The organism is Vibrio sp. KUL70 (genome assembly GCF_059725515.1).
Genome location: NZ_AP045835.1, coordinates 1,086,139 through 1,101,660, shown reverse-complemented (window position 1 = coordinate 1,101,660; position 15,522 = coordinate 1,086,139). Strand labels below are relative to the sequence as shown.

Sequence of the window (15,522 nt, the reverse complement as noted above, 5' to 3'; positions counted from 1 at the left end):
GAAAGATGCAAAGTCCTGGCTACTTCCTTTATGAACCCGTCATTGGTGCTATTTACTCCAGCGCCTCTCCGTTTTCAAGACGTAAAAAAGCCGCTCAATTTGAATTGAGCGGCCTGATGATTTTACTGGCTCGTATTAAGCCGTGGTTTCTTGTTGCGCACTTTCAACTGTGTCGTCAACAGCTTTGACTAGAAGTAAGCCTACTAAGAAAACGATAAGTCCACACAGTACGAAGACTAAACGTCCCCACATTGGGTTTGGCAATACAAACATCGTCATAACACCAACACCCGCAACCGCAATAAGTGAACCCAACATACGACGTTGTTTATTATCTAGTTTCTTCTGCTCAGTGCTCTCTGCAACCAATGGCGTTGCTAGGTTGTCGAAGAACTTGTCTACGTCTTTCTCACGATGTTCAGCAAGAGGCTTGTAGAACAGCGTTGATAGTACGAAGAAGCCAGCAGTAAACACGATGTGACCAATCAGGCCAATAGCCACTTTAAGATCGGCCCACTCACGACCAGTAAGTTCGTTCAAACCAAACCAGCCTTCAACCATCTCCGCCGTGATAACAAAACCGACGAAGTATGATACGAAACCACCAACAACCAATGTACCCCAACCTGCCCAGTCTGGTGTCTTACGAATAAAGAAGCCACAGAATGCTGGAATAGTCATAGGGAAGCCAATCAAGGCACCGACATACATCATCGTATCGAATAGGCTCAGACCCTTCAGCGAGTTAATGAACAGAGCAACAAGGATGATAGAAATACCGAAGAAAGTAGACGTTAGCTTAGAAACAATCACCAACTCTTTTTCATTCGCATTTGGACGTAAAATCGGCTCGTAGAAGTTCTTAACAAAAATACCTGAATTACGGTTTAGACCAGAGTCCATTGAAGACATAGTTGCCGCAAACATCGCTGCAATCAATAAGCCCACCATACCTACAGGCATGTACTCCTGTACAAAGTATAGATAAGCGAAGTCAGCCGCTTTGCTACCTGCTTCTGGGTATTGAGATGCTAAATCGACACCTTGACCTGCAATGAACCAAGAAGGCATGAACCAGATGATTGGACCAAGCGTCATTAACACACAAGCCAGCAGAGCAGCTTTACGCGCGTTGTTCGAGTCTTTAGCCGCAAGGTAACGGTAAGAGTTCAACATGTTGTTGGTGATGCTGAACTGTTTTAGGAAAATGAAAACAGCCCAAATACTAAAGATGCTCAGGTAGTTAAGGTTATCACCGGTAATGAACGAATCCGTTGGGAAGTTATTAACGATATTGGTTACACCACCACCGTGGTACATAGCAACAACAGCACAAGTGACCGTTACAGCCATAATGATGACCATCTGCATGAAGTCAGATGCGATAACCGCCCAAGAGCCACCCGTTACTGACATCACCAATACAACCAAACCAGTAAGAATGATGGTTGTTGTCATATCGAAACCGAATATGCCTGATGCAATGATTGCAAGACCGTTCAACCAGATACCAGCAGAGATAACACTGTTAGGCATACCAGACCAAGTAAATACCTGCTCATTGACCTTACCAAAACGCATACGAATTGCTTCAATAACAGTCACCACACGTAACTGTCTGAATTTTGGTGCAAAGTATAAGTAGTTCATTAAGTAGCCGAACGCATTAGCGATAAAGATGATCGCAACAGCAAAGCCATCGGTAAACGCTTTGCCCGCAGCACCGGTAAAGGTCCAAGCACTAAACTGAGTCATGAAAGCAGTAGCCCCAACCATCCACCAAAGCATGCTACCCCCTCCTCGGAAGTAGTCACTTGTCGTACTAGTAAACGTTCTAAACATCCACCCTATTGCAATTAAGAAGAGAAAGTAGATACCTACTATTAATGTATTGAGTTCCATCGTGGAGACCTTCTATTTGTTTTTTTGTTGCCTCGACTATAGATATAGACAACCAACATTTGTACTACAATACTTCAAATGCGTGATTCAAATCTTAAATTTGGACAAGTAAACACGTGTTGAGTGATCGAGCTCAAATTCATCAGACGATAGAGAAAATAAAAGCTTTCCAGATGCCAATTGAAGATAAAAAGTGTGAATTTTCGAAGATAAATCATATAAAATATCGATATCATACTTAAAAGCCAATATTCGAATTTGAAATATCAAGTAAGATTACTGATCTAAAACGGTCTAATTGATTCATTACATTAGAACCCTGCCATTCATAATGACCAAGATTAAGTAATACTAATGAGTCTATTGGTATCCAATTGACATCTGGATGTTTCTTAATACACGAGCTGAAAAGCGAAGACTTGAGGGGTGTTTAGCTTAATTAGGAGGTTCAATTAAGCAAAAAAAAACGCCCATGTAGCCTGTATCAACATGGGCGCAAAGGCAGTATTGCCACCACCTTCTTCTATATCAACAAAGTTCAACAGAAGTCGTCATTAGTATAGTTGGGAGCAAGAATTGAAATACCGGTGTAAGGCATTTCAATCAATGCCTAAGATCCGATAGCCAAAGCGAATCAATCAAACTGCAACATACCGTTGCCAAATGCTTCTCCGCGCCAGCCGCAATAATATTAATGTATTACAAATAAAAATAAAGCGGTTATTCTAATTTCCATGATTGAACGCACAATTCTTAAATATCTATTTGCCAATTAAACTTCTGGCAAACTCACCAACACCCTATAAAACAGATGCTTAGCATATTTATTTCAGAGTGTAACGGTTTGTTACCGCCCATTTTGTCATCACAAGTTGATCTAATTCACAGATCACATTGAAAATAATGAGATAGCATATTTGTATTATTTTAAACCCAAACTATAAGTCCCCTACGGTGGGTGAATCCCCCATGACAATTTTAATTAAGTGGAACAACATTATGATTTCTAAAAATAAAATTGCTTTAGCGATTACAGCAACTCTTTTTGCTGGCAACCTTTCAGCTGCTTCATTAGATGCTCGTCAAGAGTACAAACACGGTTCGGAAGAGTGGGCGAGCCGCATCAAAATGAGTGGTTCAGTAGACAACCACTTCTTCGGTGCAGAAATGAAGCAAAAAGGGAAGCCATTCTCAGACTGGGAAGCTGCTGACAATGAGTTTGAATACGGCTACCAAATCAAATTGAATGATCAATGGATGATCCAACCAAGTATGCCAGTCACTTTTGGTTCTGAAAGCATCACTTATAAACCTCAAGTTCGTGTTCAATACTCGTTCGATTCGGGTTTGAAGGCGAAGCTACGCTACCGTCATGAGTTCCGCGACTACACATCTGATTCCTTAAAAGAGAATCTCAACCGTAGTAAAATCACCGGTAACCTAGATTACAACTGGAATGCGTTCCAGTTTGGCTTTGAAGCAAACTACGCAGAAGATTTTGCCAATAATAAATGGACCGCTGGCGGCGGGGCAGACTACGAATGGGACTACAACATCAAAGTCGGTTACAAAGAGGCTGACTGGAATTGGCGTCCGTATGTAGAATTCGGTAACGTACAAGACGGCAGCGACCGCCAGCTACGTAGCCGCGTTGGTGTTAGCTACAGCTTCTAATTTGTCCGAAGCTTGTCACCTATATAAAGCTTGAAACAAAAAAACAGAGCCAGCATTATGAATAAAATTCATTGTATGCTGGCTCTGTTATTTGTATTTAATTAGGTGGGGAACGAAGCTTAACTCGCTGCTGGCAACCTGTGTTTCGACTCTTGTAGATGATTTGCAGAAGCAGCACGTGCTTTTTCACTGTTACCAGCCATGATCGCATCGTAGATCTGACGGTGTTCATTGATACAAGTGCTACCCTCTTCCGAAGAGTGGACAATAAAGTTAACAAACATCGTTGTTAAGATATTGCCGAATGGAAGATAGAAATCGTTACCTGTTGCATTAAAGATCAGGCTATGGAATCGCATGTCTACATCTGTCCAACGCTCTTGGTCGAAAACTTCAGCTTCAGACACTTCGACCATCTCTTGGAATGTTTCCGAAAGCTCAATGCGCTGTTCAGCTGACGCGTTCTTCGCAGCCAGTGCGCAAGCTTCAGGCTCTATCGCACGACGTAAGCCTAAAAACTGGAAACAGAATTCGTCAGTATCTGCTAGACCGTCCATCCAACCAATGAGTTGAGGGTCTAGGAAGTTCCAATACGCGCGATCAACAACACGAGTACCCACTTTTGGGCGAGACTCTAAAAGACCTTTAGATGTCAGCAATTTTACCGCTTCACGCAGTGCTGTACGACTAATACCAAATTGCTCACAAAGCGCCATCTCACCAGGGATAATAGAACCTTGAGCTAACTGACCAGACAGAATACTACGAGCAATTTCACGAGCAACTTGCACGTGTAGGCTACGCTTTGACCCTGCGATTGAATTGAATGTTCCGACCATATGTTCACTTGTTGTTATTTATGTATTATTTAATCCCTACTATATCACTTATGTATTCAACTACCAAATATCGTTACTGCGCTCCGCCACAGATTTAGCCAAAATAAATGGTATAAACTGAATAGGATAAACTCGATACTCAACTCGAACCCATCCACTCATCTATAATAATTCTCACTTGCATTTAATGGATTGTTTGTATGACTAATGTCACATATATGGACTCTTTTTTCTAATTAATGCCACACGTAGTCGATTTTGGCACCGTACAGCTTGATTCAAAAAGATGCTATTGTATTATTAATTGGCGGCAGGTTTTTCATATTGTCAATTTCGTCTAGTAGCGTTCATGATGATCGATCGTTGCTACGGTTTCTCAATACCTATCTTGAAAGTCAGCCAATAATTTTACAACAACGTCGGTTCCGTTTATGGACCATCAATGAGATGAGACTATCGCATCTCGCTAATTTGCAGTGGTACGTCTAAATACTCACACTGAGTACCTCAGGTGGTCAGCAGTATATTGAAATGGTGAATTTGGTTGAGCTAACTCTCTTTATCACGTCTTATCCTGATTACCCTACCTAACACTGAAGACGTAACACTGATACCCCAAAGCCAGTTAATTCTGGCTTTGCCCCTTTTGATATAGGTGATGTACATGTCAGTATTCACACTGGTGGAAGATTCTAGCCGCCGCATTCATGTCCAAGTTGCAAGACAAGTCGCCCGCAAGATCTTATCTGGTGAATTAAAAGAAGAAGAAAAGCTACCCAGCGAAATGGAGCTTTGTGAAATCTTTGGTGTAAGTCGTACTGCGTTGAGAGAGTCAACGAAACTGTTATCGGCCAAAGGGCTGATCGAGTCGAAACCCAAAGTTGGCACTCGTATCATGCCTCGCTCTAATTGGCATTTTTTAGACCCGCAGCTCTTAGATTGGATTCAAGATCTCGAAGACACTAAGCCATTTCTGGCTCAATTCTTAGGTCTTAGAAAAGCAATAGAGCCAGAAGCTTGTGCACTTGCAGCCAAGAATGCATCGGTTGAACAACGTAAAGAGCTTTCCATACTCTTTCAAAAGATGACGCTCGCGGCAGAGAGTTTCGATTACGGAAGTTGGACCGTCAACGACCACCTATTTCATCGAACAATATTCCTCTCAACAGGCAATCAATTTTATATTCCATTTGGCAATATTTTGTCAGCGATCTTCCGACAGTTTATTGATCATTCAGCAGAAGGCGGACGTTTCTGCTTAGCCGAGCATAAAGCGATTTATGATTCCATTATGTCTGGAAATAGTGAAGGAGCCCGGTTAGCCTCACACGGCTTACTAAACGACGATAATCAAAAACTATCCAAAGTACCTTTAAGGCAAGTGGCAATAGCTTAACACTAGCGACTTCACTCACTAAACATCCGGTTTGAAACACTCATGACATAAATCGCTTGTGTCATGAGTTTGCTCTTTACGAGGTTACTGTGCTTTCTCAATCTTACGTCAAAAAGAACCTTTCTCTTGCCTGGCCATTAGCGCTTAACGCCCTGTTGATGCAGTCCATGCTGATGATTGACACACTTCTGGTATCGCCACTCGGTGAAGTTTCTCTTGCTGCTATGGGGATTGCGACGACAGTTATCGCATTTATACTTGGTATCCAAATGGCGCTGGCAAACGGTACACAGTTGGTACTAAGTCGTGCCGTAGGCTCTGGTATTCAAGCAACATTATCACGCTCTTTTTTAGCGGGGATGCTGATAAACTTTGGCGCAGCTTTTTTCTTTTTCTTGGCCCTGACCTTTTTTGACGACTCGCTGATAAGCTCATTGACGGACGATACGTCTCTACACAGCGAAATTGCCATCTACCTCAGTTTTTCTAAGTACATTGTTCTATTCACCGCAGTGACGCAAGTCATCATTGCGCTGTTTAACGGCTTGGGCAAGACCAAAGTGCCATTTAGAGGTTATCTGATTGAGCTACCAATCAACGCTCTAGTCAGCTACATCTTTATTCATGGTTGGTCGAACTTTGAAGGTTTAGGCGTTCAAGGTGCCGCCATCGGTAGTTTAGTAGCGATCATCATTCGTACTCTTTACCTCTACTTATGCATTCGTTTCGAGAACTGTGTTGAAGTATCTTTCAATGCATTTGGTTCCAACTTCTCTCGCAATGTGCTCAACCACTTCAAAGAGATATTCCCAGTCGCAGCGAATGTCACTATGTTATCGATTGGCGCGACAATTTATCAGCTGCTCTACACGCAACTGAATATCAATGCCTATGTAGCGATTACTTTGGTGATGCCGTGGATACGAGCAGGTACACAATTTATCACTGCTTGGGCGCACTCATCTGCTATCACCATTAGCCAAGCCATTGGTTCTAAACAGATGGCAGATCTCAGAAAGAACGTTGACGTGAGTATCGATATCGCTGTGATCATCTCTATTCTATCGATGCTCTTTTTTGTCGCTTTGAGTCTCTTTATTGGCGACATCTACCCCGATTTAGACAGCGCGACTTATGATGCTTTGACTGTGATAGCCCCACTTTATATATTTTTGCCTTTCGTACGTGGCTACAACACGGTTCATGGCCACGTGTTAAGAGCGCTAGGTAAGACCACAGCAGTATTCAAAATCAACTTCACAGGCCAGTGGATCATATCGATACCATTATGCGCACTGATCATAGTTGGCTTTGATGGTTCGATATTTTGGGCGTTTGCTATTCAACCTTTTGAAGAGATCGTTAAAGCACTGCCGTTTAGACACTTGGCGAGAAAATCACTGAATGAATTTGATGAAGAAAAAGCGAAAGAGTTGATGTACGACTAGAAAAAGACCGTCCTGCCCTATCACACAATGATAGGGCATGTCGTTTATGCTAGGTTTAGATTTGGACGGATCAAGTTGTAAAGATAAGCAAGCTCATCAGGGATACTAAACCGACGATTAATAACACCACCCGCCATGTGTGGATGCCCTCCTCCAAAACCAATACCACTATCGTTAAGCGCGCTTCGTACGACTTCAGCAACATCATTGTCCTGACATTCAGATCTAAGAGAAACATAAGTCCTTTGATAAAATCTCGCGCTCAGCACCACGACATCAATCTCATCGACTGTTAGGAGAAAATCACCGAGAACTCCAAGCATATTCTTAGGACATCCTTCCGGTAATGTAGCGAACGCGCTATTTTTGTCGCGCTTCATTGAGGCCAACATAGAATCAAAGTATTCCAGTTCTTGATACTCAATTTGGTTTCGGCAAATACCGTTTACAGTCACCATATCAGCGCGTCTCTGAAGTTGGAACAGCGCCTTGATATCCGCCTCACCTATCGACTGGGTGAAACTCCCCGTGTCAAACGTCAACCCCACCAGTAACGCAGTAGCAATTTTCTTAGGAATAGGCATCTTATAGTAGTTAAAGTAGTCCACCATAATCGTTGCCGTCGAACTACACTCAGTGCGTACATCTGAATACCAAACGTAACTCGGCACTTTCACATCGTGATGATCAATCACCGCTACTTCTAAGCCAGGTAGGTCCGTAACATTCTCTTCGCCGATACAACCGTCAATCACAATAATTTTGTCACTAGGCTTTAAATCTAGTTGGTGCGACTTTACGATTGGAATATCTAACCAACCAATCAGGTTGTGCAGTGAAACTCGGTCGATAAATCCCTGGTATGAAAGAAAAGGCTTAAATCCTTTTTGGCTAAGCAAATAAGCCATAGCATAGGCAGACGCGATCGCGTCATGATCAGGGAAATCATGAGCCTGAATAATGACTCGGTCTTCGGTATCTAACAATTCTAAAAATTGGTCAAACTTCTTTAAGTCCATTAGTCTTCTTAAAACCATCCTGTATTTTGCATAACCGACTCATTCTAAAAGTGAAAAACTGTCATTTCGCTCTAGATCCAATCCATTAAAACGCGTCAACCTCAAAATTGCAAACTGCTGTAAGAACAATTTCCCAGTCATCGATTTACAGAACTATAGATTTATTGATACCAGGGCCATATTAAACAAAAAGAGCGCCTATCACTGGCGCTCTTTCTCTATCTTATTGCTGAATCGTTTGATCGATGCTGTTATCGGCCTGAGTAGTACATACAGATCTTCACACCATCAAATTCGCGGATTTCAAATGGAATTTCATAAATTGACTCCATAATTTCCTTGTCAATAACCTCATCCACTTTGCCAGCTTTGATCACTTGTCCACGCTTCATCGCAACAATGTTATCTGAGTAACTCGAAGCAAAGTTAATGTCGTGAATAACAATCACCACCGCTTTATTAAACTCATGAGCTAAACGGCGCAGGGTCTGCATGATTTCGACCGAGTGCTTGATATCTAAATTATTAAGCGGCTCATCAAGAAAAACGTAGTCTGTGTCTTGTGCGACGACCATAGCGATAAACGCCATTTGACGCTGACCACCACTCAATTGATCGAGATATTTATCTTGGATATCAGTAATACTCAAGTGTTCCAGAGCTGTATCCACCACCTTATGATCATTGTCTTGCATTCTCCCTTGAGAGTGAGGGAAACGTCCAAAGCTGACAAGTTCACGCACAGTAAAGCGCATATTGATGTTGTTTGACTGTCTCAATACCGCAAGGTGCTTCGAAAGTTCTTTGGTATCCCACTCGGCAAGAAGTTTGTCGCCAATCAGAACTTCACCTGCATCACTATCTGTAAGGCGACTCGCCATTGAAAGTAGCGTACTTTTACCCGCACCATTGGGACCAATAATGGAAGTCACCTCCCCTTTCGGGAACAGAGCGCTAGCGTCATCAACAACGGTTGTCTTGCCATACTTCTTACTTAATCCTGTTAACTTAATCACTTCTCACTACCTTTATTGAATTCTGGTGCGTAACAACAAGAACATAAAATACAAACCACCCACTAGGTTGATAATAACGCTAACCGTGGTTCCAAAGCTCATCACTTTTTCTATGAACCATTGCCCTGAGACCAGCAGTGCAACCGCGAGCAAACTACTCGCAATAATGAGCACACGATGTTGATAAGACTTAAACATCTGACGAGCTAAACTCACGGTAATCAACCCAAAGAACAAAACAGGACCAACTAACGCTGTAGAAACGGCGACCATAATCGACACTACGACCAAGACGTATTGTGTTAAGCGCTTGGTATCCACGCCTAAACTGGTTGCGTTATCAACGCCAAGCCACAACACGTCAAGCTTCGGAGACATCCACCATAGCGCCAGCAAACACGCCCCCAAAGGCACAATGCTTAAGTAAACCAACTCCCCTTTTACATTGTTGAAGCTCGCGAACATCACATTCTGCAATACCGCAAATTCATTCGGATCGATAAGCATTCCTAGGAAGTTCGATAAGCTACCGAAAACACTACCGCAAACAATACCGATAAGAAGCAGCGTGAAGACATTGTTGCGTTTACTTTTGAAATAGAAATGGAACAAACCAAATGAGAAAAGCACCATGATGCACACGGAAAGTGTAAAGTTCGCAACCGCATCAACTACCCAAAAACTCAGGCTCCCAAATACAAACAACAACGAGACTTGCACTAACATATACAGGCTATCGAAGCCCAGAATCGACGGCGTCAGAATGCGATTATTGGTGATGGTTTGAAAAACCAAAGAAGACGTTGAAATGGCAATCGCAGCCAACACGATTGACAAGATCTTTGGTGTACGTAACTTTAGAAAAAACTCGTAGTTATCCCATGTAAGACCCTGTCCGATAAACACCCCGATCATCACGATGCAGACAACAGCCAATAGAGCCATTTTAATAGAATCACGCATTGGACTTGTCTCTCAAAATTAGATAAATAAAGATCAAGCCACCGAAGATGCTGATAACCATAGAGATCGGAATTTCAAAAGGGAAAATGATCACCCTTGCGAGCAAGTCACACGCTAATACCAGAATCACGCCCCAATACGCAGTCCAAGGCAAGATCTTCTTCATGTTGTCGCCCATCATCAAAGAGACAATGTTCGGTACAATGAGCCCTAAGAAAGGGATAACGCCGACGATCATCACAACCGACGAGGCACAAACTGCCACTAACGCAACGCCAATTGCGACAATTTTTTGGTAGTTTAAACCGATATTGCGGGCGAAGCTTTCACCGATACTGGCGGCACTGAATTGACTTGCAAAAATGTACGCCAAAATACAAGCCGGGACTGCGAGGTATAAGATCTCGTAAGTGCCCTGTAGCACAGTGGCAAAGTTCGCCATCGTCCACGCAGACATCGTTTGTACAAGATCGTATTTGTATGCAATGAAGGTGGTAAGAGACGAAACAACATTGCCATACATGATGCCGATCAACGGCACCAAAACCGCGTTTTTAAACTTCAGGTGCTGTAAAAAACGCACCAACAACATAGTGCCCAGAACAGCGAACGTGAAAATGAACCCCAAATAGTGCCATTGCGCTGCGCTGCCCAAGAAAACTAAACCGACAATATAGCCAAGCATCGCACAATCAATGGTGCCCATAGTCGATGGTGCAGCAAATTTATTTTGCACGATCTGCTGCATGATCAGGCCAGAGACACTCAATCCGGCACCAGCGAGGACAATAGCGAGCAAACGAGGAATTCGGCTTACGACATAAATAGAGTTAGCGTGGTCATTTCCGTTGAAAAAATCACTAAAGCTGATTTCAGCCACGCCGATCATCAAAGAAGCAACACATAGCGCAATCAGAAAGACAGCGGCAGCAATGGGTTTAAACATAAAAAATATTACTAAGGAAGGGTGAGATTAACCCGGAGCAAAATTTAAAAAGGGCCTATAAGAAAAGACTTATAAGCCCAATAGTTAAATGACGACTTATTGTTTAACAGTACGGTCGATGTCATTCAGCATACGTTGAGTCGCTGTTACACCACCACCAGCTAAGTACCATGCGCTTGAATCAATAAATACAATGTTGTCTAGCTTGGCAGCTGGAGTCTCAGCCACAAGCGCGTTGTTAAACAGTTGTTTAGCGCGACCTTCAGAAAGGCCAATCGCTTGTTCACGGTCTAATACGTAGATCACTTCTGGTTTCGCATCAGCGATGTATTCGAAAGAGATAAGGTTGCCGTGGCTGCCTTTGATTGGTGCAACTTTTGCGCTCTTAGATTCAACGAAACCAAAGTCGTCAAAGACAATAGAAAAACGACTACCTTTGTTAAACATAGCGATGTTGCTACCATTATTCATTAGCATCATTGCTGTCGTTTCGTCTTTGGTTACTTTCTGATTTACCGCAGTAATTTGCTGTTGAGTTTTTTCAATCAGCGCTTCTACTTCAGGTTGCTTCTCAAAAATATCACCTAATGTGCGCCAGTTTTTTTGTGTATCAGACCAGTACTTATCACCTTCCACGTAAAACATGATCGTTGGAGCAATTTGAGCGAGCTGATCGTAAACCTTAAGCATACGGTTTTCAGCAATAATCAAGTCAGGCTTAAGCATGTAGATGGCTTCGAAATCTGGTTCACTTAGAGAACCGGTATTTGTCGTCGTTTTTGCGTACGATTTTAAGTAGTCAGGCAATAACATATGTGATGCACCGACTGGAGCCACACCAATCTGATCCAAAACATCTAAGCTACCATAACCAAGAACAACAACACGTTGAGGTATACCCGAGACCTCCGTAGTACCCTTAATGTGTTCTACCGTCACTGTTTTTGCGTGAGCTGTCATGAATACCGACGACGCCAACACCAGAGTTAAGCCAGTCACTAGATTGCGAGCTGAGTTTAGTATTTTGTTCATTTCTATTCCTTTGCTGTTATGACGATTTTCTATCAAACACACGAAAGCGATTGCCGTGTCATAAACCGTACAACTGCGAGATAACGATTATTTAAAGTATGTCATTAACTTGACAACAAATTTGTAACGCAAGTGAGAATTATTATCAATAATATTCTCGAAAAGTTTGGTCTACAACAACTTTGTCATTTAGAAATGTAAATATGAGTATTACAAAAAAGAATAGTGCCTCTCTTGATCATACTTTTACTCGAGCAAGGCATACTTAAAGGAGAGAAGCTAACTCAGAAAGAATCTCAGGATTTATATTGAAAATAATCGAAATAATGCTTGAAATTTAGAAATCGAGGCGTATATTACACCACCTGGCTCAAAACATGAGCTGTTAATGCAACATCCCAGGCCAAGTTCCACAAAGACAGTTCGCGATACCTCGTTACACCGCCTCTGCGTCAGCTTTACTTCGATAGTCATTCAATAGCGTCATTTTTGTTCCAACACCCCAGTTAGTTTTTGTTTTAGCAGATCCTCGATCGCCAGCAAATCTATCTGATTAATTTCAATATTAATGTAATAAACACAAGGCACAGTTATGTCTAGAAGAACAACACGACAAATCCATTGGTATCAACTAACTCGCGAGAAATCGCTCAATAAATTTAAAGGTCATAAATGCTCAAAATCAAAATAGACTTATTAAAAGAAAACATCTCTTGGGTCACGGAGATACGACAATTAAACAGTGACATTTTGCATCGCCACATACTGCCAAGGCTACAGCACTCAAGTTATCTCATCGACTTCGAGTTTGATGAAAGAGAGAGTATCGGAACCATTATCTCGAACAGTGGACAGAAGCTAGGACATTTCACAGTCCTCTAGAGCAGCATCACTCTACCCTCCACTAGAAACATCGCCACGTTTCACTCGTAGCAACAACGCCAGACAGACCTAGTCATTTGCATTTCACATCGCGGCTTTTCGCTAACTAGGTTGTTATTGCCAGTCCTCTCAATACTAATTTCTTGTAGTCTCTGATTTATCACGAATCAGAAAACACCAATTAAGACAAAAATCCGAATAAAAAAGGGCGTCCGAAGACACCCGATTCATCGTTATTCGCTGTTTGAGCTATTAAAGCTTAGCGAATGCACCTTCCCATGAGTAAGTCTCACCTGCGAACTCAACTGTATGAGTTGCTTGCTGAACATCTTCAGCTTGGTTCGAGATACCGTAGTGGTAAGTGTTGCCAGAGGTGGTCTGAATGCGAACAACAGTCCCGACACTGTTATGGCCCACAACAGACACAGATTCTACAAGACCACGAGCGCCAACAGAGGCTTCGATAGACTCGTTAAAGTAACCGTGTGTTTCTAGTACAGAAGCGAACACATGGTTTTGACCCGATTGGCGCAAGATAAGTGCAGGCTCGCTCTTCAGGTTGAAGTCTGGATCGTTAGCGCCAGTACGAGCAAAAATCACTTCACTGCCTTCGTTAGCACTTGTTACTAGGCTGTAGTAGCTGCTGTCATGCAACCAGCTAACCAAAGAGCTACCGCTAACCTTGCCTGAAGCCACGTTCCATAGGTGCTGGTAACCGTTATCTTCGCCAAGTGGTTTAAGCGTTTTTTCGATGTTGTAATCGAAGTCAGTACGGATGATTTGGCCAGAATGGTGAACTGGTAAGTCGTACTGATGTTCAGCATCTGCTTCAATGCGGTACACATCAATCACTAGTGGCTTTTCAAACTCAGGAAGCTCCGCAAGAATCACACTGCGCTGCATATCAACACCTGTGTAGTACTCAGAGATTGTGCCGCTCATGCCTTGTAGAGACTGATCGTCTGCCACAAAGAAGTGCTTCTGACCAAACTTAGACTCAGCCAATGCTGTATCGAAGTTGTTTTGAGTTTTTTGGTCAACCGTTACTGTGTTATGAGCAACCGTCTGCTTACAGTAAGACTTGTTCTCTGGGATGTAACGACCGCCAAACTTAGGCTCAACGTTTACCCAGCGACCGAAGCCGTAATCGTGCAGAACTTCGTGACCGCGGTTGAACACACTTAGGTGTAGGCCATCGTAGTGACCGTGGTCTAGCGCAGAGTGGTACTGATGGTCGCTGCCATGCTGACCAAACCAAATCAAAGCCATTGTGTCATCGTCTTGCTCATCACGGTGACGAAGGATGCTCACGCCGCCTTTCTCACCTTTCGGACCATCAGTCACAAACAGGCTACCCCAGTTGAATGGTTTGATTTCGTCTGCTGCTTCAACCGCGTTTGATAGTGTTTTACCTGAGATATGAACCCATACGTCTTGCTGGTGATCAGCCATGCCAAGTAGCGTTTCAGTTTGCTCGTAGCGGTGGTAACACACAGATGTTGCCATGATCACGCCTTCATCGTTGATAGAAATCGTCTTCGATGAATCGTTCAGCGCTGGTAGCGTACCGTCTGGGAATGCCGTCTTAAATACCGCATAAGAGGTTGTCTTGATTACTGAATCGTTGAATTCATAAATACCAAGCTCAGGTTGACGACGCTCGATTGCCTCTGCGAACAAGTAGATTGGACGCAGTGAGAAACGGTGGTAGTAAGGACCTTCCATGTAGTAACCGTCTGGCGAGAACAGTTGGTCTAGCTGTGCTAGGAAACCGCCGCTCACTTTATCTAGCTTAAGGCCGTAAAGCGCTTTATCTACCGATTCTTGATCGTTAATTGCGTAGCCACAGATACCTACAGCCGCTACTGCCCATAGACCGTGGTTGTGCACGATGTCGAAGTCGTGACCGTATGTCACAACGAACAGCTCGATCATCTGCTTGAATAGGTCGTTTTCGATCAGCGTTTTTTCATCTTCAGAAATCGTGTGGTAAACACAGCTGTATGCGCACGAAGCGTATAGCATCCACATGTTTTCGTTCAGTGTTTGGTGGAAGATCTTACCCGGTGGGTTTGAGTCACGGCTAGTGTTGCTCTCTAGCGATGGGTACACCTTCGCGTAAGCCGTTAGCATATCTACGATGTAATCACGGTATTTTGTCTCTTCTGTGATAAGGAATAGACGACCCGCTAGATCCATATGGATGTAGTTTTGCTTATGACGGTTGTGTTCGTAACCGCCGCCCTCGCCGTGACCCGGAACTTCAATACCTACTTCTGCCATGTAAGCGTCAGTTTGGTTGATATCGCGAGTAAGTGCTTTTCCTAATAGGCTATCCTTGCCAAGTTCTTTACGAAGCTCTGCTGCTTCTTCAAAGTTCAGTAAAAGTGGTTGATAGCTCATTA

12 protein-coding genes are annotated in these 15,522 nt (G+C 43.0%); 4 read left to right on the top strand and 8 right to left on the bottom strand.

Annotated elements, in window-relative coordinates:
- Window positions 1-135: 135 nt before the first annotated feature.
- Entirely contained in the window at window positions 136-1,902 is a 1,767-nt protein-coding gene (locus AC6I7V_RS18890) for a sodium:solute symporter family transporter (RefSeq protein ID WP_255231982.1), read from the bottom strand.
- Window positions 1,903-2,901: 999 nt separating this feature from the next.
- Between AC6I7V_RS18890 and AC6I7V_RS18885 the strand changes: the two genes are divergently transcribed.
- A complete protein-coding gene (locus AC6I7V_RS18885; protein WP_498011887.1) occupies window positions 2,902-3,576 on the top strand; it encodes an oligogalacturonate-specific porin KdgM family protein in 675 nt (224 codons plus the stop codon).
- A 119-nt stretch (window positions 3,577-3,695) separates the two neighbouring features.
- On the opposite strand, the gene AC6I7V_RS18880 is transcribed toward AC6I7V_RS18885, so the two are convergent.
- A complete protein-coding gene (locus tag AC6I7V_RS18880) occupies window positions 3,696-4,415 on the bottom strand; it encodes a FadR/GntR family transcriptional regulator (protein ID WP_255231984.1) in 720 nt (239 codons plus the stop codon).
- 664 nt (window positions 4,416-5,079) lie between these two features.
- Between AC6I7V_RS18880 and AC6I7V_RS18875 the strand changes: the two genes are divergently transcribed.
- A complete protein-coding gene (locus tag AC6I7V_RS18875) occupies window positions 5,080-5,811 on the top strand; it encodes a FadR/GntR family transcriptional regulator (RefSeq protein ID WP_255231985.1) in 732 nt (243 codons plus the stop codon).
- A gap of 158 nt (window positions 5,812-5,969) precedes the next feature.
- Complete coding sequence (locus AC6I7V_RS18870) at window positions 5,970-7,259, top strand: MATE family efflux transporter (RefSeq protein WP_420833821.1); 1,290 nt, start codon at window positions 5,970-5,972, stop codon at window positions 7,257-7,259.
- A 44-nt stretch (window positions 7,260-7,303) separates the two neighbouring features.
- Here the strand turns inward: AC6I7V_RS18870 and AC6I7V_RS18865 are convergent, their stop codons facing one another.
- The 5 genes from AC6I7V_RS18865 to AC6I7V_RS18845 all read right to left on the bottom strand — a co-directional run bounded on the left by AC6I7V_RS18865 (window position 7,304) and on the right by AC6I7V_RS18845 (window position 12,235).
- On the bottom strand, window positions 7,304-8,278 hold the full coding sequence (locus AC6I7V_RS18865; RefSeq protein WP_498011886.1) for a DHH family phosphoesterase: 975 nt from the start codon (window positions 8,276-8,278) through the stop codon (window positions 7,304-7,306).
- A gap of 251 nt (window positions 8,279-8,529) precedes the next feature.
- Window positions 8,530-9,294, bottom strand: coding sequence for an iron ABC transporter ATP-binding protein (locus tag AC6I7V_RS18860; protein WP_498011885.1), 765 nt, complete (start codon window positions 9,292-9,294; stop codon window positions 8,530-8,532).
- 12 nt (window positions 9,295-9,306) lie between these two features.
- Window positions 9,307-10,257, bottom strand: coding sequence for an iron chelate uptake ABC transporter family permease subunit (locus tag AC6I7V_RS18855; RefSeq protein ID WP_498011884.1), 951 nt, complete (start codon window positions 10,255-10,257; stop codon window positions 9,307-9,309).
- Window positions 10,250-11,203: an ABC transporter permease gene (locus AC6I7V_RS18850; RefSeq protein WP_372066307.1), complete on the bottom strand. Its 954-nt coding sequence runs from the start codon at window positions 11,201-11,203 to the stop codon at window positions 10,250-10,252. Before AC6I7V_RS18850 ends, AC6I7V_RS18855 begins: the two co-directional genes overlap by 8 nt.
- A gap of 96 nt (window positions 11,204-11,299) precedes the next feature.
- Window positions 11,300-12,235 carry a siderophore ABC transporter substrate-binding protein gene (locus AC6I7V_RS18845; RefSeq protein WP_255231991.1) on the bottom strand — a complete coding sequence of 312 codons (936 nt, stop codon included), beginning with the start codon at window positions 12,233-12,235 and terminating at the stop codon, window positions 11,300-11,302.
- 672 nt (window positions 12,236-12,907) lie between these two features.
- Between AC6I7V_RS18845 and AC6I7V_RS18840 the strand changes: the two genes are divergently transcribed.
- Complete coding sequence (locus tag AC6I7V_RS18840; RefSeq protein WP_255231992.1) at window positions 12,908-13,117, top strand: hypothetical protein; 210 nt, start codon at window positions 12,908-12,910, stop codon at window positions 13,115-13,117.
- Between the two features lie 252 nt (window positions 13,118-13,369).
- Here the strand turns inward: AC6I7V_RS18840 and AC6I7V_RS18835 are convergent, their stop codons facing one another.
- The gene (locus tag AC6I7V_RS18835) at window positions 13,370-15,520 is read right to left on the bottom strand and encodes a heparinase II/III domain-containing protein (protein WP_255231993.1); all 2,151 of its coding nucleotides are present in this window, start codon (window positions 15,518-15,520) and stop codon (window positions 13,370-13,372) included.
- Window positions 15,521-15,522 lie beyond the last annotated feature (2 nt).

Excerpts from the sequence above, each read along its gene's own strand:
- AC6I7V_RS18890 (WP_255231982.1), bottom strand. The coding sequence starts at position 1,902 with ATGGAACTCAATACATTAATAGTAGGTATCTACTTTCTCTTCTTAATT.
- AC6I7V_RS18885 (WP_498011887.1), top strand. The coding sequence starts at position 2,902 with ATGATTTCTAAAAATAAAATTGCTTTAGCGATTACAGCAACTCTTTTT.
- AC6I7V_RS18880 (WP_255231984.1), bottom strand. The coding sequence starts at position 4,415 with ATGGTCGGAACATTCAATTCAATCGCAGGGTCAAAGCGTAGCCTACAC.
- AC6I7V_RS18875 (WP_255231985.1), top strand. The coding sequence starts at position 5,080 with ATGTCAGTATTCACACTGGTGGAAGATTCTAGCCGCCGCATTCATGTC.
- AC6I7V_RS18870 (WP_420833821.1), top strand. The coding sequence starts at position 5,970 with ATGCAGTCCATGCTGATGATTGACACACTTCTGGTATCGCCACTCGGT.
- AC6I7V_RS18865 (WP_498011886.1), bottom strand. The coding sequence starts at position 8,278 with ATGGACTTAAAGAAGTTTGACCAATTTTTAGAATTGTTAGATACCGAA.
- AC6I7V_RS18855 (WP_498011884.1), bottom strand. The coding sequence starts at position 10,257 with ATGCGTGATTCTATTAAAATGGCTCTATTGGCTGTTGTCTGCATCGTG.
- AC6I7V_RS18850 (WP_372066307.1), bottom strand. The coding sequence starts at position 11,203 with ATGTTTAAACCCATTGCTGCCGCTGTCTTTCTGATTGCGCTATGTGTT.
- AC6I7V_RS18845 (WP_255231991.1), bottom strand. The coding sequence starts at position 12,235 with ATGAACAAAATACTAAACTCAGCTCGCAATCTAGTGACTGGCTTAACT.
- AC6I7V_RS18840 (WP_255231992.1), top strand. The coding sequence starts at position 12,908 with ATGCTCAAAATCAAAATAGACTTATTAAAAGAAAACATCTCTTGGGTC.
- AC6I7V_RS18835 (WP_255231993.1), bottom strand. The coding sequence starts at position 15,520 with ATGAGCTATCAACCACTTTTACTGAACTTTGAAGAAGCAGCAGAGCTT.